This window comes from Paenibacillus sp. MER 180, assembly GCF_023713665.1.
GTDB classification, from domain to species: Bacteria; Bacillota; Bacilli; order Paenibacillales; family Paenibacillaceae; genus Paenibacillus_B; species Paenibacillus_B suaedae.
This window is the reverse complement of sequence record NZ_JAMAVT010000004.1, coordinates 252,844-275,256: the sequence shown is the minus strand read 5'-3', so window position 1 is coordinate 275,256 and position 22,413 is coordinate 252,844. Positions and strand designations below refer to the sequence as shown.

Below are 22,413 nucleotides of genomic sequence, written 5' to 3'. Positions count from 1 at the left end.
CCTTCCTCCGTCGCTGGTAGATGGACATGATTTCTCTTACAATTACTACATAATGAATGAAATGACTGTAGAGAAATGGAGGGAACCGTATGAATAATAAGCGTGGCAGATGGTCGGGAGGGTTGTTTCTAATCGCGATCGGCGCTTTCTTCATGCTTAACCAACTTGGTTATATTGATATGGATCTTGGGGAATTGATACGCACATTCTGGCCGGTGATCCTTATCTTAACGGGATTTAATGCGCTTATACAGGGGGCGTTCTGGGGGCTTATCCTTCTAGCCATCGGTGGCTACTTCCAGTTATCGAATTTAGGAGTTCTGACGGTGGATATTGGTTCAGCTATGAGGATGCTCGTTCCATTTATCCTCATTATGGTCGGTGTAGGGATGTTGATTCGTCCGCGAAAAAATCGGCATAGAGATAAGTATCGTGATCGTAAGCGTTGGGACGAAGGGTACTGGCATGAACATGGTGGACAACATGATCGACCGTTTAGTGAACCGCGTCCACTAGATGATGACTTTGATCAGTCCTTTAATAAGCATTTTAATAAAGACGGTGTATCCGATGTTCCTCCGCCTCCGGGATATGATGAGACTGGTTCGGCAGTAGGCGGGGATAGCGACAGACGCTATAAAGAACCGTTTGGACGCAATCAAAGCCAATCATCTGATTATGATCCATTTTCGTATAAGGGATCAGTACCACCGCCTCCACCGCCGCCTCCGCCAATGGGCTCAGGATCGAAGTTCGACACGGTGAACAAGTCAGGCTTTATCGGTGATATTCATTTAGGCTCTGATTATTGGGAATTGAAGCCGATGAACATCTCGCATTTCATTGGTGACACGGTAATCGACTTGACGAAGGCGCAAGTGTCGTACGGCGAGACGAAGATCAATGTTTCTTCTTTTATAGGAGATGTGAAAGTATATGTTCCGAATGATATGGATCTTGGTGTAGTGGTAAGTTCAAGCTCCTTCCTTGGCGATGTGAGAGTATTCAATCAGGAGAAGGAAGGGTTCATGAATAATCTGCAAGTGGAGACTCCCTATTATTATGAAGCAGGCAAGAAAGTGAAAATCTCCGTCAGTACCTTCATAGGGGATGTAAAGGTCATGAAAGTGGGGTAGTGCAATCATGGTGTCACGCTGGTTTCGCAGCACGAAGAGTGTCAAGTGGGAGCTGCTTCTCACCTTTGTGATTTCAGGCTGTATTATCATGAGTGTGTTCTGGATTGGCTTCGTCTATGGAGGTTCCTGGTATAGTGGGATGAACTGGTGGCTGTTCGGTATTGTGACGGTCATCATCGTATCGGTCATTATGGGTTATGTCGCAGGCGTGCGCCTTCAGCGCCGCCTGGACGTGCTTCACGATAGTATGATGCAGGTGATGAAGGGCAATTGGTCAGAGCGGATTCCGCTTGGCGATGAAGAGTCATTTGCTCGCTTGTATGAAGACTTCAATACGATGGTAAGCGGGATGGAGCAGAAGCTTCGTATCTTGCAGAAGATGTCCGAGCAGCAAGTGATGGATCGGGAGCGGGAATGCGAAGCTGTTGTATTGGAGGAACGAAGACGTCTAGCAAGAGATTTGCATGATACGGTTAGTCAGCAGTTATTTGCACTTCATATGGCTTCCTCTTCCTTGACGAAGGTCATGGACATGGATATGGATCGGGCGAAGAAGGTGGTTGGCCATCTTGTTGAGATGTCCCATACCGCACAGCGCCAAATGCGCGGCTTAATTGCACAGCTTCGGCCGCTTGAGCTTGACGGCAAGACATTGCAAGAAGCGTTGGGCCGCTGGTTCCCTGACTATTGCCGGCAGAATGGCTTGCAAGGTAAGATTGACATTGAACTAAATTGTGAATTGTCGGAAGCCAAAGAGCATCAGTGCTTCTTAATGATTCAGGAAGCCATGGCCAATGTAGTCAAACACGCGAAGGCGACGAAGGTTACCTTGACTCTGCAGGAGACGCCGAATCAGATTATTCTTGCTGTGGCAGATGATGGCCAAGGGTTCGATCTTCAGAGTGCGTCATTCAAGGCAGGGAGCTATGGACTGACGACGATGCGAGAACGGGTGGATAAGCTTGGCGGTCACATGGATCTCATAAGCCGTCCGGGAGCGGGAACGACGATACGCGTACATATCCCTCGATTTGAAGAAATAGAAGAGCAGTCAAATGACGGAGGTCATTCCAATACAGAAATGTGTGAGTAACGGAGAACGGACGGGAGGCGAATCTGTTGGGGGATAAGACATCGGTATTTCTTGTGGACGATCATGAAATGGTGCGGCTAGGTCTTCAAACTTACTTAATGCTCGATCCGGAGATTGAAGTTATTGGTGAGGCTAGTGGTGGTAGAGAAGCGATTGCTGCCATACAAGCGATGGCTAGTCGGAATGAGCCATTGCCTGATTTAATCCTTATGGACTTGATGATGCCTGACTTGAACGGGGTAGAGACGACAAGAGAGCTTATCGCACAGTTTCCGAATTTGCGAATTGTCATGCTGACCAGCTTCATGGAAGATGAGCAGGTTGTCGAAGCGATTCAGGCGGGGGCAGTCAGTTATGTGCTCAAGACGGTGTCGGCTGAAGAACTGGTATACGCGATTCGTGGCGCGCTGCAGGGCAGACCGGTCATGAGCGGAGAAGTATCACAGGCATTGACCCGTGGACTGCGCAAGCGTGCAGCTCAGCCGGATGACGAGGGACTGACGGAGCGGGAGAAGGAAGTGCTGCTGCTTATTGCTGATGGCAAGACGAACAAGGATATTGCAGATGAGCTCCATATCAGCATCAAGACGGTTAAGACACATGTATCGAACCTACTTATGAAGTGTGAGCTGCAGGATCGTACACAGCTTGCGGTGTTCGCTCATCGTAAAGGGTGGGTTAAAAACGAATAACTACGTCTATCCTGTAAATAGACGTAGTTGTGAGCGTGATGCTTCAGTTGCCTAGATATATGATATTCTAGGTCTAGACACTAACAGATTTGAACTGTGCTGTTTATTGCGTCGACAGGAATTGCAGAACAGGCCGAAGGGCCTGTTTTTTTGTCGAACTTTTGTATTATCATCTTTTATGGTGTTTTATATTGTTTTTAAGCTAGGATTAAGGTTTATCGTCCATTATATAAACATATCATTACGATACTTCATTTGATACGAGTACATTAGGAGGTAGGCAAAATGGACGAACAAAAACGCAATTTATTTCGTGCATCCGACAAGGATTCTCATACATCAGCATCAGACGACAGCGCTGCTCGACAAGAGCGCGATGGCAGCCTGAGTGAGGAACAGGAACTGGGCAAGCAAAATGAACGTTACTATTACGCCTACGGCCCTTATCAATCTGTAAAACAAGAAGAACCTTCGAGAACCACAACATCGACAGATCCAACTGGACGTATGAATGATGTGCAGGTAACGCCGCCAAATCCGGTTAAGCCGCTTCCGTTCTCCAGCGCTACGCAGCAGGGAGGGGCTCAAGCGAGTGGATATATGGCTCCGAATATGCGTGGTGACGGAGGAGGCCAATCTGCTCCACCGCAAGGTGATTGGAACTTCAAGGATTCGAAGCGCAAGAGAGGGACTTCCTTCAAGGCAATATTTGCTTCCTTCATGGCAGGAGCACTCGTCATTACGGCGCTTATGATTACGGCTGACAAGACGAACCTGTTTACAGGAGGAACGGCGCTTGCTGGCGAGGGGGCTGGAAGCAGTGCGGCAGGTGCGAATGCGGTGCAGACCAATGGGCCTGGAACTACGCTGCCGAACGGCTCGAACAGTGTAGCGGATGTATTTAAAAAAGCTAGTCCTGCTGTCGTGAAGATCGAGACATTCGGAACGACAAGAGGGCAAAGCGGTGGTGGCAGCAATCCGTGGATGGATGACCCGTTCTTCCGCCAATTCTTCGGAGACGGCTATGGGAATGACAATTCCCGCCAGGATGTGAAGCCGAAGCTGCAGCCTCTTGGAATCGGTACAGGGTTCATTTTTGATAAAGACGGTTATATATTGACGAATCAGCACGTGATTGAAGGTGCGGAGGCGATTCAGGTACAGGTGGAAGGAAACAAGGAGCCGATTAAGGCAGAGCTGCTTGGACATAGCAAGGACTTGGATTTGGCTGTACTGAAGATTGAAAGCAAAGGCGATCTTCCTACTGTTAGCCTTGGAAATTCTGATGCAACCCAAATCGGAGACTGGCTTGTTGCAATCGGCAACCCGTCTGGATTCGATCATACGGTTACTGTTGGTGTACTTAGTGCACGCGAACGTAAGATCAATGTTGACGATAACGGCAGCGCTCGTGAATACCAACACTTGCTTCAGACAGATGCATCGATCAACCCTGGTAACTCTGGCGGTCCGTTGTTGAACATGCAGGGCGAAGTTATCGGCATGAATGTAGCGGTAAGTCGCCAGGCGCAAGGAATTGGATTCGCGATTCCATCGAATGTGATGAGTAAGGTTGTCGAGGATTTGAAGAATAAACGCGAGATTGCGAAGGAGCCTCTGCCGTTTATCGGTGCAACACTCATTACGATGACAGATGATATTGCAGACCGATTAGGTATGAATCTAATTAAGGGGTCTCTCGTGAGCGAAGTGTTGTTCGGTACCCCTTCTTATGAGGCAGATTTGCGCGCATATGATATCATTACCGGTATGGATGGGACTAAATATACAACCAAGGAAGAGCTAATTGAACAGATTAGCAAGAAGAAGGTTGGCGATACCGTTAAGCTTCAAGTCGTACGCAACGGCAAGTCGATTGATGTAAGTGTGAAGATTGGCGATAAGAACAAATTCACGAAACAATTGCAGCAATAAGGGGAAGGGAGTGCGTCACGACATGAGCAATGGCACTTGAAGGACGCATCCCCCCAAGTATAAAGATAGGAAGCACAGAATGGCTTATGCGATTTCTGGCTTCCTTTTCGCTTTATTGGCAGAATAACAAATGATTTGCATATTTGATGGAAATCGGAAAAAGGGGATGAGTATGATGCGATCAACGATACTGGTAATTGATGATGATGAGAAAATTACCTCCATGCTTCGAAGGGGGTTGGTGTTCGAAGGGTACGAGGTACGTACGGCTTCGAATGGATCGGAAGGGCTGCGGGACATGATGCTGCATGAACCAGACATGGTCATATTGGACGTCATGATGCCCGAAGTTGATGGATGGGAAGTATGCCGCCGCATGCGAGAAGGGGGCAGCAGTGTGCCTGTGCTCATGCTGACGGCTAAGGATGAGGTGCAGGATCGCGTGAAGGGGCTTGATAACGGGGCGGATGATTACTTGGTAAAGCCGTTTGCACTTGAAGAGCTGCTTGCACGTGTCCGTGCCCTGTTGCGGCGTCGCAGTGATAGTGAAGGGGGATCGCATCGGCTAACATTCGAGGATATTGTGCTGGACTTACATACACGTGAAGTACAGCGGGACGGCAAGGCGATCGAGCTTACAGCGAAGGAATTTGAACTGCTCCATCTATTCATGCAGAACCCGAAGCGGGTACTGCCGCGCGATATGATTATGGAGAAGATATGGGGATATGATTACAGCGGTGAATCCAATGTGTTGGAAGTATATATTGCCATGCTTCGTCAGAAGACAGAGGAGCATGGAGGCAAACGCATCATACTAACGATCCGTGGGACGGGCTATGTACTGAGAGGGGACAGTTAGATCGATGTCAATTCGATTGCGGCTTACAGTCTGGTATTCGGCTTTGCTTGCCTTTACCTTATTTTTGTTCGGGATTGCGATTTATACATTTGTCGACTACAACATCTATAAAGATATTAAGACCCGCATTTCCAACCAGATGGATCAATTGTATATCCTCCCCTCTATCGATTGGGAACGTTCCCAGCTGAATTGGGATGTTCAGCAGTCTAATCGGTTAAATAATGAGGAAGTGTTTTTTCAGACGATTAACTTCAGTTCAGGCAAGCTAATTCGTTCTGATAACTTGAAGTCCCTCAATCTGAAGCTGCCTGTTCCGTCGAATCCAAGCCAAATTAAAGCAGGCATACGAAAGGTTGAGGTGCAATCGTTTCAATTTCTCGTGTATGAGAAGCTGCTGAAGCTGGAGAACAATGATACGATCATCGGAGCTGTACAGGTCGCTGCCTTTACCGGACATGAGGCTCGATTTATGCGTGAACTAAGGAGTATTCTCGTTGTTGCGTCCATGGTTACCGTTGTACTGGCGTTCTCACTAGGGCTCTTCTTGGCGCAGAAATCATTACGTCCGATTGAGAACATTATTAAAGCGACAGACCGGGTTCAGAAGGGTGCGGATCTCAGTGTAAGAATTCCGCGTGTCGGGCCGCCGGATGATGAGGTTGGTCAATTGACTGACCGCATTAACAGCATGCTCGGGCGGATGGAAGCCTTCTACAATGAGCTTGACGAGGCATACCGGGCACAGCGCAGATTCGTATCTGATGCATCGCATGAACTGCGCACACCGCTGACTACTATTCGGGGAAATGTTGATCTGCTTGAGAAGATGTGGCTGCAAGAAAGCGGGACACTGGCGTTAACAGAAGTAGACAAGCAGCAAATGTCTATGGAAGCGTTAAGCGACATAGCAGATGAATCGCGTCGAATGAGCAGGCTTATCAATGATATGCTGTCACTGGCTCGCGCGGATGCCGGTTATGTGATGGAGAAGTCGATGATTGAATTGAAGTCGCTCGTGGAGGAAGTTGTGCGAAGAGCGCAATTCTTGCCGCGCAAGGCTGAATGGATTCTAGGAGATATAGCAGCAATCGAACAGAAAGTGGTATACGGCAACAAAGATTATTTGCAGCAGATGCTGTTCATCTTCATCGAGAATGCATTCAAATATACAGATGGCGGGTTTGTGCGTCTGGATGCGATTATTCAGGACGAGCAAATTGGCTTGAAGGTGCAAGATACGGGAATGGGCATGAATCAGAAGGAAGTTCCGTATATCTTTGAGCGATTCTATCGTGCTGACGTATCTCGCGGGGTTACTTCCGGAACGGGACTCGGTCTGTCGATTGCGAAATGGATCATTGATGAGCACCGCGGTTCTGTGGAAGTAGTCACGAAGCCAAATGAGGGGACGACGTTCATTATCTGGCTGCCGCTTGCTTCGGTCGACGAATGCGAGGAAGTTCCGGTATAATGAAGAAGCCGGATGCTTGTGGTGCAGTTTCATTGCAGCTCTTAAAGCGGACGAAGCGATTGGAAGGGAAGCAGGTGTACATGTGGAAGTAATGAAAATAACACCGCGAGGTTATTGCTATGGTGTTGTTGATGCAATGGTCATTGCACAGCAAACTGCACGCAATCTGGATTTGCCGCGGCCTATCTATATATTGGGCATGATTGTGCACAACAGTCATGTAACGAACGCATTCGAGGATGAGGGCATTATTACGCTTGATGGCCCGAACCGGATGGAAATCCTGGATCAAGTAGAGTCGGGGACGATTATCTTCACGGCGCATGGTGTATCGCCAGAGGTTCGCCGCAAGGCACGTGAGAAGGGGCTTACGACTGTCGATGCTACTTGCCCGGATGTAACACGTACGCATGATCTCATTCGCGAGAAGACGGCGGAAGGTTACGAGGTTATTTACATCGGGAAGAAAGGACATCCGGAGCCTGAAGGGGCAATCGGTGTTGCGCCGGACAGCGTTCATTTGATTGAGCGGGAAGAAGAAGTTCAGTCGCTTCAACTGGCGACAGACAAGATTATTATTACGAACCAGACGACGATGAGCCAATGGGACATTAAGCATATTATGAATCGATTGGTTGAGAAATTCCCATCAGCCGAAATCCATAACGAAATTTGCATGGCGACACAGGTTCGTCAGGCGGCAGTGGCGGAGCAAGCGGGAGAATGCGATCTTGTTATCGTTGTCGGCGACCCGCGCAGCAATAACTCGAACCGTCTTGCTCAGGTGTCAGAGGAGATTGCCGGTACGACGGCGTACCGCATTGGAGACTTGTCTGAGCTGGATGTGGAATGGCTGCGAGGCGTTAAGAAGGTTGGGGTAACCTCCGGCGCTTCGACGCCGACGCCAATTACAAAGGAAGTCATTGCGTTCTTGGAACAGTTCGACGAGGCGGATCCAGAGACATGGGAGAAGACGCGGACGGTAAATATGAAGAAGCTGCTTCCTCCTGTTCGAACGAAGTCGAAATCGTGAAGATGAAACAAAGGGACTAGCTGGTACGTAGAAATTAAGAAGAACAGGTTGGGTCAGAGAGGAGCAATCACACATGAAAATATCGATAAAGACAGTAATTGCAACACTCAGCAGTATATGGCTGTGGGGCTCATTGAATCCTGTTGAAGAAGCGGGCTTCGGTCCAAAGTAATGTAACTTCCTATCATAAAGTCTATGTGCAATATGTATAGGCAAATGTGAGTGGCTCCTTCAAAGGAACTTAAATGCTAAGTTCCTTTGGGGGAGTTTTTTTATTTTTTCTATGAAATCATTGGAAGCCTGTCACAAAATGGAACGGTGAGATTGTTATACATATGTGAATACATATTCATAATTGTAAGAAGAAGGAGAATCATCCAATGAAAACAACGATGAAATTAGTAATTGCTACATTAAGCGGCATCCTGATGTTCGGTTCTATGAGCTTCACAGTTCAGGCGGATCCATCCCAGACAGCGAGTGACACTGCGGCTGCCACATCGACTGATCAGGAGCTAACATTAGAAGAACAGAATAAGATATATGAAAAGGAAGTAAGAAGAATAGGGCAAGAGGCTAAAAATCCGGGTGACGTGTATGTTGCTTTTATTAGCAATAAAAAATTGATGTCCGGAATGGAATTTCTCTATATAGTCAATCCGCTTACGTTCAAAACATACGAGGAATATATAAAAAAGGCTGCTACGTATCAAGGGCCAGTATTGCAGAAGCCAACCAACCTGCCGAAGGGATATAAGTTAGCCAAAGCGGAAATCGAGTATCTGAAAAGTAAGGAGTTCGAAGCAGAAGTCAAAAAAGAAGCCGCTATTGAGGGACAAGGAAAATTACTTTATGCGAAGAAATATGATTGGAAGGTACCGGGCGAAATCAAGCTTGAGTTTGTGAATGGGAAGAACACGTTTCTGTTTGAAATGTACACGATCGACCCGAAAACAGCGAAAAAGCAAACAGGCTATGTCTATGAACCTGCTAGCGAAAAGGCAAAATACAATTTCCTGTCTTGGAGGGTGAAAGACAAAGCAATTACGATTCAAACGAATACGGATATGTCCAAAGAAGATCTAATCAAGCTTTCGAAAACGATGGTGCTTGAGAAAAAATAATAAGCAGGGTTTCGTAATCGGACGAAGTATATCGAGTAACCCCCGGGGAAGCTGTGAAGGATTAGCAGTTTTTCAGGGGGTTGTTTTTTGTTTTTCAGGGATGATTTGAAAATGATGTCACGAAAGGCAAGGTGAGAGTTGTTATATAAGATAAGGCGTCAAAAGATTAACTAGAGAGGGGCACTTTGATATGAAAATGACAATGAAACTTGCAATCGCAACGCTAAGCGGCTTCCTATTATTTGGTTCGATGAATCTCGCAGCAGAGGCAGCGTCTTCTCGTTCGATAAGCGATATAACGTTGAAGACGGCAGCGGCTAATCCAAAGACCATGACTGAAGGTGAAAAGCTGGAGAAAGCAGAGGAGGAGAGAATCAAAAAATTGCTCGAAAAAAATCCGGATGATACCTATATCGTATTTGTCAGTAATGAATTGACGAAAGTCAAAGGCAAAGCAGAGGTCTACTTGCTGGGCAACTCCTCTCCAAAGTATGACAAATATGAGGACTATCTAAAGAAAGCATCCAGTTTGAAGGAAGCAACGCTGCAACGACCTGCTAACTTGCCCAAGGGATATGTCTTCTCCGAGGCAGAGATTACAGGTCCATATAGCGTTGATTATGCTGCAGATTTGAAAGCAGAAGCGAAAAAATTAAAAAAACAGATTTACTCTAAAAAGCTGAATTGGACAACTACAAATGAAACCAAATTAGAATTCAAAAATGGAGACGATTTTATCAAAATAAGCAGCCGTAAGCCTGATGCGGTGGATAAGAAAAATTATAGTCAAGAGTATACCTATACAACCGCGGAAAAAATGAAAAAAGATAATCCATATGTAGGCGAGAAATATATAGTAAATTCGTTGGTTTGGATCCAACACGGCAAGCTGCTTTCCGTTCATACGAATCCAAAGAATCCAATGACGAAGGAAGAGATGATCAAGTTGGCGAAAACGATGGTCAAAAAGTAAGAATCGCCATGTTATTGTTGCAAACGTAAGATAGTTCGATATTGAACACCCTCAGGGAAGACGTGGATCAGCATGTCTTACCTGGGGGTATTTTCGCTGCTTAGGTTGAGAGTCATGTCACAAATCAAATGGTTGAAATTGTTATATAAATGGTAGATATTACATGTCAAACAGGAAAGGTGCGATTTTATATGAATACGAAGATGAAAATAGCAATTGCTTCACAATGCAGCATTCTATTGTTCGGATCCATGCACCTCATGTCAGGCACAGCGCCAGATCATGCTATAAGCGGCATCAGCTTGAAGGCGGCAGCAACGAAACCAACGACTGCGAATGAAGGCGAGAAGTTGGAGCAAGCCGAGAAGGCTAAACTTGACAAGCTGTTGGAAAAAAATCCGTGTGATATGTATCTGATATACAGCAGTTTTCAGCCAAAGGGATTTGAGGTTTTTGGTTATGGCAATTTTAATCCGCGCTATGAGAAATACGAGGACTATGAGAAGTTGTTGCGTGTTATGAAAGAGCCGGCTCCGCAGAAGCCTGCTGATCTGTCGAAGAGCTATACGTACGATGGGGTAATTGTTGCTGCGCCTTATACAAATGAGTATGCGGCAGCCCTGCAGGCTGAGGCGAAAAAGCTCGGCAAAAAGGTGTATTCAAAGAAGCTTGAATGGAAGGATACGAATATGATCCAGTTGCGTTTTGTGAACGGCAAAGATTATATTCAGTTCTCTAGTTATCGGATTGAAGAGATGGATAAGAAACAACAAGGATATGTCTATATCGCTGCTTCGGATATGAAAAAGAAAAATCCAAAACTTGATCCTAAATTTATTACTAGCTCATTAAATTGGTATGAACAGGGTAAGGGGTTCTCGATTTCAACCAATGCAGAGAATCCGCTGACGAAGGAAGACTTGATCAAGCTGGCGACAACGATGGTCAAAAAATAGCTTTGACATCACTAAATTCTGGTGAATACATGTTGACATATATAAACTACGGTTGTAGTATATTGATTAACTACATCCGTAGTTTTATTTATTTCAATTGATCGTTGAAAGGAGTGTTGTGGAATGAATGCAGTATCAAAGTAATTTAGTGGCTCTAAGTAGCGTGTTGTTACTAGGTTCAACAGTGGATCAATCCGCACACCATCATTTCCGCTACGGATGCGGAATTGGAAATCATGCACGTCTTATGGACAAATCCGAATTGCCCATTCAGTGAGGTCGTAAAACAGCTGACGGAGCGCATGGCGTCCAAAAAATGGGAGTCTGTAACAAAATGGAACGTAGAGATTGAAATAAATGAGGACATACTCATAATCGCAGAAGAAGGGGAATCAATCCAATGAAAACAACGATGAAATTAGTGATTGCTACATTAAGCGGTATCCTGTTGTTCGGTTCAATGAGCTTCTCAGGTCAGGCGGCTCCATCCCAGACAGCGAGTGACACTGCGGCTACCACATCGACTGATCAGGAGCTTACACTAGAAGAACAGAGTAAATTAGTTAATAAAGAAGTAAGAAAAATAGGTCAAGAGGCTAAAAATCCGGGTGACGTATATGTTGCTTTTTTTAGCAATAAAAAATTGATGTCCGGAATGGAATTCCTTTATATAGTCAATCCGCTTGAGTTCAAAACATACGAAGAATATATAAAAAAGGCTGCTACGTATCAAGGGGCAGTATTGCAGAAGCCGTCCAACCTGCCGAAGGGATATAAGTTAGTCAAAGCGGAAATCGTGCATTCGAAGAGTAAGGAGTTCGAAGCAGAAGTCAAAAAAGAAGCCGCTATTGAGGGACAAGGAAAATTACTTTATGCGAAGAAGTATGATTGGAAGGTACCGGGCGAAATCAAGCTTGAGTATGTGAATGGGAAGAACAAGTTCTTATTGGATATGTACACCATCGACCCGAAAACAGCGAAAAAGCAAACAGGTTATGTCTATGAACCTGCTAGCGAAAAGGTAAAAAAGGAGAGTCCTGAAACCGCTTATAGTTTACTGTCTTGGAGGGTGAAAGACAAATTAATTTCGATTCAAACGAACACGGATATGTCCAAAGAAGATCTAATCAAGCTTTCGAAAACGATGGTACTTGAGAAAAAATAATAAGATAAGCAGGGTTTCGTAATCGGACGAAGTATATCGAGTAATCCCCGGGGAAGCTGTGAAAGGTTAAGCAGTTTTTCTGGGGGTTATTTTTTGTTTTTCAGGGATTATTTGAGAATGATGTTACGAATGGCATGGTGGGAATTGTTATATAAGATGAGGCGTTAAAAAACTAACTAGAGAGGGTCAATTAGAAATGAAAATGACGATGAAAATAGCAATTGCTTCACAATGCAGCATTCTATTGTTCGGATCCCTGCACCTCATGTCAACAGCGTCAGATCATGCTATATACGGCATCAGCTGAAGGCAGCAGCAACGAAACCAATGGCTGCAAATGAAGGCGAGAAGTTGGCGCAAGCGGAGAAGGCCAAACTTGACAAACTGTTAGAGAAAAATCCGTGTGATATGTAGCTGATATACAACAGTTATCAGCTAGAGGGGTTTGAGAAGGAGTATTCACTAAATTCTGGTGAATGCATGTTGACATATATAAACTACAGTTGTAGTATATTAATTAACTACATATGTAGTTATATTTATTTCAAAATGATCGTTGAAAGGAGTGTTGTGGAATAAATGCAGAAACAAGGTAATATAGTGTGGCTCTAAGCAGCGTGTTGTTACGAGTGGATCAATCCGCACACCACCATTTCCGCTGACGGTACAAATTATGAATGCATGCAACATAAACGAGAGCATTTTGAATGTAAAATCTGTTGACACCGATGAAGTAAAAATATAACATGTATTTATAACTACAAATGTAGTCTAATATACGAATGTACTTTGGGGGTTGCATGCATGAATCTGAATCAAATACCACCGATTACGGATGCGGAATTGGAAATCATGCGCGTCTTATGGGCAAATCCGAATTGCCCATCCAGTGAGGTCGTAAAACAGCTGACGGAGCGCATGGGATGGAGTCCGAATACGACACGAACGCTTCTAAATCGCTTGGTGCAGAAGAAAGCGGCGGGGGCGAAACTTGAAGAAGGTTCGAAGCGCACCCAGCTATTTTTTTCGATCATCAGCGAGCAGGAATACTTGCGATCGGAAACTACGTCTTTTATGAAGAAGCTGTACGGCGGGGCATTAAAGCCGATGCTGGCTAATTTCTTAGAGGATAAGACGCTGAATCCACAGGAAATCGAGGATTTAAAGGCTTTATTTGACGGAAATAGCGGCGACGAACCGGAAATGAGAGATTGCAAATGAGTTCGACATTGCATGAATGTTTATTATCGTTTTTTGGCTGGGTGATTCGCGGCTCATTCATGGCAAGCATCCTGGTTTTACTGGTTCTGATGCTGCAACTTCTGTTAAGAAACAAGCTTGAAGTCAGATGGAAGTACCTGCTGTGGATCCCTGTGGCGATTCGATTGCTGCTGCCTTGGGCACCGGAGTCTTCACTTAGCCTATACAATGTTTTTTCATTGGAGACCATAGTTCCAGAAACTAAGCAACAAACTCAAAATACATCAGCTTGGCACAATTTGTGGAGAAGGCCAGGTGAAAAGAGCGAAGCGGCAGCTCAAGCAGAGAATTCTATTGATTCGGAGAAAAGCAACCTCTTAAGAGGGAGTGTAGAAATATCGGATTCGTCTCATGAATCTGGTACTGTATGGAACATACGCTTCTGGTGGAGTGGGTTCAAGCAACTGGGTTTCATCAATATGCTGATGTCGGTTTGGCTTTTGGGTATCCTGCTTTTTGCTGCGAAGACTGTCTTCGACCAACTTCGATTGAAGCGAGCCTTACATGCGGCAAAAAAAATTGAAACGCCTTTTTTAACGACAGTGTTTCGTGAAACGAAGCGGCTAATGGGCGTAAAGCGTGATGTGAACTTTATCGCTAGCGAGCTTATTCCCGGGCCTGCCGTTGTTGGCTATAGCAAGCCAGCGATTCTCATTTCGCCAAGTTTGCTCGTCACACTGCAAGAGGATCAACTTCAATACATATTGGCGCATGAATGTGCCCATATACAGCGGCGGGATGTGGCGGTGAATTGGATGATGCATATCCTACTCATTTTCCATTGGTTTAATCCATTATTGTGGCTTGCCGTACATAAAGCAAGGCAGGATCAGGAGATGGCCTGTGATGCATACGTGCTGGATCGGATGAGTTCACAGGAGCATGTACAGCAAAACCATGCATACGGGCAAACGATTATCCATGTGTTGGAGCATTTTTCGGGAAAACATCATTACCCGGGGGTTGCCAGCCTGTCCTCTACTCATAAACAAATGAAAAGGAGACTTATCATGATCAAACAATTTAACAAAAAATCCTACCGCGTATCTATTCTGGGATTGGCAATGATTCTTATGCTAAGCAGTGTGTCGTTGGTTAATGCAAAGGAAGGAAATGCGGCGAGTGCGCCACAAAAGAGCTCCGTGCAGGAGCAGGATCCACAGATAGCGAGTGACTCTGCGGCTACCACATCGACTGATCAGGAGCTTACACTAGAAGAACAGAATGAAATAGTTGATAAAGAAGTAAGAAAAATAGGTCAAGAGGCTAAAAATCCGGGTGACGTATATGTTGCTTTTTTTAGCAATAAAAAATTGATGTCCGGAATGGAATTCCTCTATATAATCAATCCGCTTGAGTTCAAAACATACGAGGAATATATAAAAAAGGCTGCTACGTATCAAGGGGCAGTATTGCAGAAGCCGTCCAACCTGCCGAAGGGATATAAGTTAGTCAAAGCAGAAATCGAGTATCTGAAAAGTAAGGAGTTCGAAGCAGAAGTAAAAAAAGAAGCCGCCATTGAGGGACAAGGCAAATTGCTTTATGCGAAGAAGTATGATTGGAAGGTACCGGGCAAATTCAAGCTTGAGTATGTGAATGGGAAGAACAAGTTCTTATTGGATATGTACACGATCGACCCGAAAACAGCGAAAAAGCAAACAGGCTATGTCTATGAACCTGCAATCGAAAAGGTAAAAAAGGAGAGTCCTGAAACCGCTTATAGTTTACTGTCTTGGAGGGTGAAAGACAAAGAAATTACTATTCAAACGAACACTGATATGTCGAAAGAAGATCTAATCCAGCTTTCGAAAACGATGGTTCTTGAGAAAAAATAGATAGATAAGAAGGATTTCATGATCGGACGAAACATATAGAGCATCCCCCCCGGAGAAGCTGTGAAGGATTAACAGTTTTTCCGGGGGGGTGTTTTTTGTTTTGGCGCATGAATGTGCCCGTATACAGCGGCGGGATGTGGCGGTGAATTGGATGATGCATATCCTACTCATTTTCCATTGGTTTAATCCATTATTGTGGCTTGCCGTACATAAAGCAAGGCAGGATCAGGAGATGGCCTGTGATGCATACGTGCTGGATCGGACTAGTTCACAGGAGCATGTACAGCAAAACCATGCATACGGGCAAACTGTTGGAGCATTTTTCAGGAAAACAACATTACCTGGGGGTTGCCAGCCTGTCCTCTACTCATAAACAAATGAAAAGGAGACTTATCATGATCAAACAATTTAACAAAAAGTCCTACCGCTTATCTATTCTGGGATTGGCAATGATTCTTACACTAAGCAGTGTGTCGTTGGTTAATGCAAAGGAAGGAAATGCGGCAAGTGCGCTACAAAAGGACTCCGTGCAGAAGCAGGATCCACAGGCTGCTGTGAACAATGAGCCGGGAACTGTCTATCTAGATGACACGTATATCGTATATATGTACACGATCGACCCGAAAACAGCGAAAAAACAAACAGGTTATGTCTATGAACCTGCAATCGAAAAGGTAAAAAAGGAGAGTCCTGAAACCGCCTACAGTTTCCTGTCTTGGAGGGTGAAAGACAAAGAAATTACTATTCAATCGAACACTATGTCCAAAGAAGATCTAATCAAGCTCGCGAAAACGATGGTGAAGAAATAGCTTGTGTCCAAGCCCATGCTATCCGAATAGGATGCGTGGGCTTTTATAAGGTTAAAAACATAAAACAGGTTGACATTATAAAAGTACAATTATAGCATGAGTATAACTACATGCGTGGTCTTGAACGATTGAGTTTGGAGGTTTCATGAATGAATAAAGTACCGCCTATTACGGATGCTGAACTGGAGGTTATGCGCGTATTGTGGGCGCATCCCGATTGTCCTTCCATTGAGGTAGTCAATCAAATGACGGATTTGATGGAGTGGAGCCCGAATACGACTCGGACGCTCCTGAGCCGATTGGTTCAGAAAGAAGCAGCCGGCGCAAAGCTGGAGAAGGGGTCGAAACGAAACTATTTGTACTACCCGCTTATCAGCGAGCAGGAGTACCTGCGCTCCGAAACCAAATCCTTCATGAAAAAGCTGTATGGCGGAGCTTTGAAGCCAATGCTGGCTAACTTTTTGCAGGATAAAAAGCTAAATGCGCAGGAAATCGAGGATTTAAAATCGTTATTTGACGAGAACCGTGATGACGGTGGATCAAAAAAGAGCGATGCGTAAATTCGAATTCATGCGCTACTACAACCCTTGGAGAAGACGGCGATACAGCCAGTCTTATTCTAAGGGATTTTTTTTATTTATTTGATAAAAAGTCGATCCGTGTCACAATTCTCGTTTTTAAGTTGTTTATATAGATGAAAGGAAAAGTTCCATAGTAGAGGTACAGGGGAGAATTGTCTTTATGAAAATGACGTCAAAACTAATCATTGCAGCAATATGCGGGTTGCTAATGTTCAGCCAAATGAACAATGGCGCGGAGGCGGCGCCAGCCAAAAGCACAATTGACTATACCGTGAAAGGCCCTTCAGGAGAGCCGAAGGTCTTTGAAGATGAGTTGGCAAGACTGCACAAGTTGGTTGAGCAAAATCCGGGTGATGCTTATGGCATATTTATCGACAATGAAAAGACGAAAAGCAAGGGGCAGGAAATTATCTTCACCGGATATGTCGCCCCTTCATTTGAAACCTATGAGAATTATTTGAAGAAGGCGACTGATTTAAAAGGAACCGTATTAGTAGAACCTACAAATCTGCCAGAAGGGTATTCCTTAACGAAAGCAGAAATACGGTGCCCATATAGTCCGCAATTTAAGAACGATTTGCGAGCAGAAGCCAAAAAGAAAGGTGCAGCGGTGTTGTCGAAGAAATATGAATGGACGGAAGCGGGGCAAATTGTACTGAAATATATGAACGGTGAGGATACGTTGCTTTTGGAATATATTGCACTTGGTTCGAAAGCATCCCCTGCCCAGAAAGGGTATCATTATCAAACTGCTGAAGAGGCAAGACAAAAGTTGCAGCCAGAATATCGGGATAGCCCGCAGCAAAACACACTTCTATGGACGGAACAAGGCAAGCAATTTCGAATTATGACCAATGAAGGAAATGCATTGACTCAGGAAGACTTAATCAAACTTGCGGAAACGATGGTCAGAAAATAATGTCACAAATGAGGGGGTTGAAGTTGTTCTATATAATAGGTGATTCAAGAATGAAGGAGGAAATGTGGAAATGAGTACATATAAACAATCATTAATGAAGAAGATGGTAGTGGTAACTTGTATGGCAGCTATATTGGGTACAGGAGCAGGAATGACTGTTGTTAATTTGCCTACCGCAAGTGCAGCGGCATCCGGATCGAGTGTGTTACAGGAATGGGGGGACTCAGGGGCAAAGGCAGCCAGCAAAAAAGGCTTGACCACAGTGAAAAATGCGAAGGAAACAAAAGATGGAGTTACATTGATCGTGCCTGAGCTTATGTACGACGGTGCTCGCTTTGTCATGGTGTTGAAGGTCGAAGGCGGAGAGAATCCGCTATATGCTAGTAAGAGCTATCTGATAAACGGACAGCCGCTACAGGTGGACAAGCTATCGATGATGGCAAGTTCGGTTCCTGTGGAAAAAGGAAAAGAGAATAATATGTGCATGATAGAGTTTACAAATGCTGCTGATCCGAAAACGGGAGAGCCTATTCTTCCCAATGAATTTGAGTTGACGATTAATGCGAAATTTGAGGCAGCGGAGATGACTCTTGTCATTCCAGTGAAAAACATCTCCAAACGGGATATAAACATACAGCCAAATGCAAAGAAGAATACGCAGAAATTCAGTTACGAAGTAACGAATCTGCGAATGACCGATGCAACGACAATGCTGCAAATTCATAGCAAGGGAGAAATTCCAAGCAGCAGCACGAAGCGGCCGAATAAGTATCATCAATCCAAAATGTATTACGAAATCGTAGACGATAAAGGCAACGAGTTAGTTCAGTTCAGACTGGGCACGTATGCGAAAAAGCCGGATAAAGAATATAATGAAAAAATCATGTATGCTCCATCTGTTTCTGGGACTAAATTTATTACTGTAAAACCATTTACTCTTTTTGTCGATAAGAACGGGCTGCCTCTTGAGGATAAAAAACGAAACATGATAAAGGACTACCACAAAGCGCTGGAAATGAAGATTCAAGTTACCTCGTAAGCTGTGTAACTAGTATAAATAGGGATGATAAGAAGTCGTGCGTTACGTTCGGCTTCTTTTCTTATTTTTCTGAAAATTATTGCATCAAAAGGGTTGACGATCCGGTAGTTGTTCTGTATAGTTTCTTTAACAGTTAAAAGCATAAAAGCTTATACGCATTAAAGTGCTAAAGTAAGTGTAAAAGTAAAACTACAATAAGAAGTGTCATTGATGAACGCATTTCTGCTTTAAGGGGTTAACTGGCACTGCGCATAGAAAGGGTGTACAATCATGATTGTTATTGTAAATAATGAGACATCTGAAGAACAGATCGCGAATATAGCCAGCATCATTGAAGGGCAAGGCAATCAAGTTCATATATCCCGTGGCACGGCTCATACGGTAATTGGGATAATTGGACATGCGGAGCCGAAGCTGGCAGAACATCTTAGACAAATGAAGGGCGTAGAGAACGTGGTTAAAATTACGAAATCATACAAACTGGCAAGTCGTGACTTCCATCCGGAAGATACGGTAATTGAAATACGCGGCGTGAAAATCGGCGGCGGCAATTTGGTAGTTATGGGAGGGCCGTGTGCGGTTGAATCACCTGCTCAAATCAATGAGATTGCACGGTTGGTGAAGGCAGCAGGCGGACAAGTTCTGCGCGGAGGAGCATTTAAGCCGCGTACGGGACCGTACAGCTTCCAAGGCATAGGCGTGGAAGGGCTAGAGATGATGAAGGAAGCGGGCGAGAAGCACGGACTTCTTACCATTACAGAAGTGATGACGCCTGAATATGTAGATATTTGTGCGGAGCATGCGGATATTTTGCAGGTAGGCACACGGAATATGCAGAACTTCGATCTGCTGCGCAAGCTTGGAGAGTGCGGCAAACCGGTATTGCTCAAGCGCGGCTTCAGCGCAACTTATGACGAATGGCTTAATGCTGCGGAATATATATTGGCAGGCGGCAATCCAAATGTCATGCTGTGTGAGCGCGGTATCCGCACATTCGAGACATATACACGGAATACATTTGATTTGACCGCAATACCGGTTATGAAGCAGCTTAGCCACTTGCCGGTCATTGCCGATCCAAGCCATGCGACAGGACGCCGCGAACTGGTAGAGACGATGTCGAAGGCATCTGTGGCTGCAGGTGCGGACGGTCTTATTATTGAAATGCATACCGATCCAGACAATTCGATGACAGGCGATGGGGTACAGTCCCTCTTCCCGGATCAATTTGCTGGCTTGCTGCGCGAGCTGGAGCAGCTTGCTCCACTGTGCGGCAAAACATTCGAAACGAAGAAGATGGAGCCAACCTTTTTTGATACATGGGAAAAATAAAGGCGACGTAAGGCGTAAAGCGAGAGGTAAGAGGTAGACCTACATCATTGGGTTTGCCTCTTTTTTTATATCCTTTCAAATATAAAACTATATACTTTTAAATCAAAATATATATAATATGCTTAGAAGTGAATTTAAGAAAAGGAAGTTTTAGCATATGACATTAACCATGGGCTTTATCGGGTTTGGGAAGTCAGCCAACCGATATCATTTGCCTTACGTGAATACGCGTAAGCATATAAAAGTAAAAACAATTTATGTCCGGCAAGTTAACGAACAATTAGCGGCTCCATATCGCGAAAAGGGTGTTGCCTTCACCACTGATTTGAATGAACTATTGAACGACAAAGAAATTCAATTGGTAACGATCTGTACGCCAGCACACACGCACTACGAATTGGCGAAACGAGTTATACTTGCAGGGAAATCAGTTATCGTTGAAAAACCATTCTGCGATACCGTTGAACACGCGAAAGAATTATTAGCTTTAGGCCGCGAAAAGGGTGTAGTCGTGATGCCTTACCAAAACCGTCGCTTCGATGGTGATTTCTTAGCTGTGAAGCAGGTCGTTGAACAAGGCTTCCTTGGCGACATTGTGGAAGTTGAATCGCATATTGATTATTTCCGTCCTGGTTCAATCAGCCGCGAAGGTGCGAAAGAAGAAGGTTCATTCTATGGATTGGGTATTCACATGATGGATCGCATGGTTTCGCTATTCGGACGTCCAGATGTGGTGACCTACGATATTCGCAATAATGAAGTGGCAGGTGCGATTGATAACTATTTCGATGTGGATCTTCATTACGGACACCAATTGAAAGTTAAACTGAAAACCAACCATGTCGTAGCAAAAGATTATCCGCGCTTTATCGTTCACGGAACAAATGGCTCATTCATCAAGTACGGTGAAGATCAGCAGGAAAATGATCTGAAAGCAGGCATTATGCCTGAGAGTGCAGGCTTTGGTGAAGATTCACCGATATACTATGGCATTGCAAAATACCGGAACGCGAACGGTGATTGGATTGAAAAACAAATCAAAACTCCGCTTGGCGATTACGGTCGTTTCTATGATGCAGCGTATGAAACCATCGTACAGGGCGCAGCAAAGCTTGTGAAAGACGAAGAAGCGATAACAAGCATGGAAATCTTGGAGAACGGATTTGCAGCACCATCCCCTTCCGTTTATAAGCTTGAAGCATTGCAGTTGAATGAATAGAAGGTGTCTAAGCAGAACATCCAGCACATAGGAGGCGAGGAAATGGCAAGCGGGTCTACGCAAGTAAAATACCTCGCCATTTACCAAAAAATCAAACAGCAGATTTTAGACGGTGAGTATAAAGTCAATGAGAAAATCCCAAGCAGCCCGATCCTTGCTGAAGAATTCGGTGTGTCGGTTCTCACCATCAAAAAGGCGTTGGATCTGTTAGTTCGTGACGGCTACATCATCCGCCGACGGGGCAGTGGAACGGTGGTACAGGATTGGCATCAGCAGGAGAAGGCGCGAATGATTCAGACCTTAACCGGTACGAAAGCTGTATACGGCAGTGAGGTTGAAAGCAAGATCATCGAGTTTGTGATTGTCGGCGCAGATGAAACCATTGCCGGAAAATTGGGGATTGCAGTCGGCGATTTTGTCTATAAAATCATCCGCCTCCGCATCATTCACGGTATTCCAACGATTATGGAGCATACATGGATGCCGATTTCGATCATACCAGGTGTTGAAGCTTCGGTTCTAGAGCAGTCAATTTACTCGCACATACAAAACAAGCTTGGTCTTGAAGTGGGGACATCGATTGTCCGGGTCAAAGGAGTTCGCCCAGATGAAAGGGAAAAGCAGTTTATGGACGTGCAGGATCAGGATTTCCTGATGCGGGTCGAACAGGTAGCCTACCTGACTGACGGACGCACCTTTGAGTACTCTTACGCCGACCATCTGCCAGAAACCTTTGAATTTGAAACTGTCATTACCGCGAAGAATTATAAAGAATCATAGACGTAACAGGATGGAGCGATTTTTTGCCCATCCTGTTTTTATTTATCCTCAATTACCTCAATTAAACGATAACATCAGAATCACTTTTGTAGTTCTGTTGCTTTCGGAAATCTCGAATGCGTTCAGGAATGAAGATTGATCGATGAACCTCCAGGTGTAAAAGTTGATGCTGGTGAAAGCATGAAAAAATACGGAT

At 44.8% G+C, this 22,413-nt stretch carries 22 protein-coding genes; all 22 read left to right on the top strand.

Features of this window, described 5'->3' with window-relative positions; translation table 11 throughout:
* Positions 1 to 89: 89 nt before the first annotated feature.
* The 22 genes from liaF (at position 90) to M3661_RS08455 (ending at position 22,217) form a co-directional block, all read left to right on the top strand.
* A complete protein-coding gene (gene liaF / locus M3661_RS08560) occupies positions 90 to 1,136 on the top strand; it encodes a cell wall-active antibiotics response protein LiaF (RefSeq protein WP_251483716.1) in 1,047 nt (348 codons plus the stop codon).
* A gap of 7 nt (positions 1,137 to 1,143) precedes the next feature.
* A complete protein-coding gene (locus M3661_RS08555) occupies positions 1,144 to 2,229 on the top strand; it encodes a HAMP domain-containing sensor histidine kinase (RefSeq protein WP_065292280.1) in 1,086 nt (361 codons plus the stop codon).
* A gap of 26 nt (positions 2,230 to 2,255) precedes the next feature.
* The gene (locus M3661_RS08550) at positions 2,256 to 2,921 is read left to right on the top strand and encodes a response regulator (RefSeq protein WP_021254001.1); all 666 of its coding nucleotides are present in this window, start codon (positions 2,256 to 2,258) and stop codon (positions 2,919 to 2,921) included.
* 285 nt (positions 2,922 to 3,206) lie between these two features.
* Positions 3,207 to 4,856 carry a S1C family serine protease gene (locus M3661_RS08545; RefSeq protein ID WP_251483713.1) on the top strand — a complete coding sequence of 550 codons (1,650 nt, stop codon included), beginning with the start codon at positions 3,207 to 3,209 and terminating at the stop codon, positions 4,854 to 4,856.
* Positions 4,857 to 5,031: 175 nt separating this feature from the next.
* Positions 5,032 to 5,718 (top strand): response regulator transcription factor, encoded by a 687-nt coding sequence (locus M3661_RS08540; protein WP_021261002.1) that lies wholly within the window; start codon positions 5,032 to 5,034, stop codon positions 5,716 to 5,718.
* 4 nt (positions 5,719 to 5,722) lie between these two features.
* Complete coding sequence (locus M3661_RS08535; protein WP_028531874.1) at positions 5,723 to 7,192, top strand: sensor histidine kinase; 1,470 nt, start codon at positions 5,723 to 5,725, stop codon at positions 7,190 to 7,192.
* A gap of 82 nt (positions 7,193 to 7,274) precedes the next feature.
* The gene (locus tag M3661_RS08530) at positions 7,275 to 8,225 is read left to right on the top strand and encodes a 4-hydroxy-3-methylbut-2-enyl diphosphate reductase (protein WP_021253997.1); all 951 of its coding nucleotides are present in this window, start codon (positions 7,275 to 7,277) and stop codon (positions 8,223 to 8,225) included.
* A 380-nt stretch (positions 8,226 to 8,605) separates the two neighbouring features.
* Positions 8,606 to 9,349, top strand: a complete 744-nt coding sequence (locus M3661_RS08525) for a hypothetical protein (RefSeq protein WP_251483709.1) — start codon at positions 8,606 to 8,608, stop codon at positions 9,347 to 9,349.
* Between the two features lie 190 nt (positions 9,350 to 9,539).
* On the top strand, positions 9,540 to 10,322 hold the full coding sequence (locus M3661_RS08520) for a hypothetical protein (RefSeq protein ID WP_251483706.1): 783 nt from the start codon (positions 9,540 to 9,542) through the stop codon (positions 10,320 to 10,322).
* Positions 10,323 to 10,513: 191 nt separating this feature from the next.
* Entirely contained in the window at positions 10,514 to 11,278 is a 765-nt protein-coding gene (locus tag M3661_RS08515) for a hypothetical protein (RefSeq protein ID WP_251483703.1), read from the top strand.
* 227 nt (positions 11,279 to 11,505) lie between these two features.
* Complete coding sequence (locus M3661_RS30700) at positions 11,506 to 11,682, top strand: hypothetical protein (RefSeq protein WP_397376502.1); 177 nt, start codon at positions 11,506 to 11,508, stop codon at positions 11,680 to 11,682.
* Positions 11,679 to 12,443, top strand: a complete 765-nt coding sequence (locus tag M3661_RS08505) for a hypothetical protein (RefSeq protein ID WP_251483701.1) — start codon at positions 11,679 to 11,681, stop codon at positions 12,441 to 12,443. Before M3661_RS30700 ends, M3661_RS08505 begins: the two co-directional genes overlap by 4 nt.
* 810 nt (positions 12,444 to 13,253) lie before the next feature.
* Complete coding sequence (locus M3661_RS08500) at positions 13,254 to 13,664, top strand: BlaI/MecI/CopY family transcriptional regulator (RefSeq protein ID WP_251484012.1); 411 nt, start codon at positions 13,254 to 13,256, stop codon at positions 13,662 to 13,664.
* Entirely contained in the window at positions 13,661 to 15,538 is a 1,878-nt protein-coding gene (locus M3661_RS08495) for a M56 family metallopeptidase (RefSeq protein ID WP_251483699.1), read from the top strand. The genes M3661_RS08500 and M3661_RS08495 overlap by 4 nt, the downstream gene beginning before the upstream one ends.
* 100 nt (positions 15,539 to 15,638) lie before the next feature.
* Positions 15,639 to 15,911 carry a M56 family metallopeptidase gene (locus M3661_RS08490; protein ID WP_251483697.1) on the top strand — a complete coding sequence of 91 codons (273 nt, stop codon included), beginning with the start codon at positions 15,639 to 15,641 and terminating at the stop codon, positions 15,909 to 15,911.
* A gap of 22 nt (positions 15,912 to 15,933) precedes the next feature.
* Positions 15,934 to 16,347 (top strand): hypothetical protein, encoded by a 414-nt coding sequence (locus M3661_RS08485; RefSeq protein WP_251483696.1) that lies wholly within the window; start codon positions 15,934 to 15,936, stop codon positions 16,345 to 16,347.
* A 149-nt stretch (positions 16,348 to 16,496) separates the two neighbouring features.
* Positions 16,497 to 16,907 carry a BlaI/MecI/CopY family transcriptional regulator gene (locus M3661_RS08480; protein WP_251483694.1) on the top strand — a complete coding sequence of 137 codons (411 nt, stop codon included), beginning with the start codon at positions 16,497 to 16,499 and terminating at the stop codon, positions 16,905 to 16,907.
* Between the two features lie 181 nt (positions 16,908 to 17,088).
* Positions 17,089 to 17,847, top strand: a complete 759-nt coding sequence (locus tag M3661_RS08475) for a hypothetical protein (RefSeq protein WP_251483692.1) — start codon at positions 17,089 to 17,091, stop codon at positions 17,845 to 17,847.
* A gap of 70 nt (positions 17,848 to 17,917) precedes the next feature.
* Positions 17,918 to 18,886, top strand: coding sequence for a DUF4179 domain-containing protein (locus M3661_RS08470; protein WP_251483689.1), 969 nt, complete (start codon positions 17,918 to 17,920; stop codon positions 18,884 to 18,886).
* A 270-nt stretch (positions 18,887 to 19,156) separates the two neighbouring features.
* A complete protein-coding gene (aroF, locus tag M3661_RS08465; protein ID WP_251483687.1) occupies positions 19,157 to 20,218 on the top strand; it encodes a 3-deoxy-7-phosphoheptulonate synthase in 1,062 nt (353 codons plus the stop codon).
* 157 nt (positions 20,219 to 20,375) lie between these two features.
* Complete coding sequence (locus M3661_RS08460) at positions 20,376 to 21,437, top strand: oxidoreductase (protein ID WP_251483685.1); 1,062 nt, start codon at positions 20,376 to 20,378, stop codon at positions 21,435 to 21,437.
* A 42-nt stretch (positions 21,438 to 21,479) separates the two neighbouring features.
* Complete coding sequence (locus M3661_RS08455) at positions 21,480 to 22,217, top strand: GntR family transcriptional regulator (protein ID WP_251483683.1); 738 nt, start codon at positions 21,480 to 21,482, stop codon at positions 22,215 to 22,217.
* Positions 22,218 to 22,413: the final 196 nt, after the last annotated feature.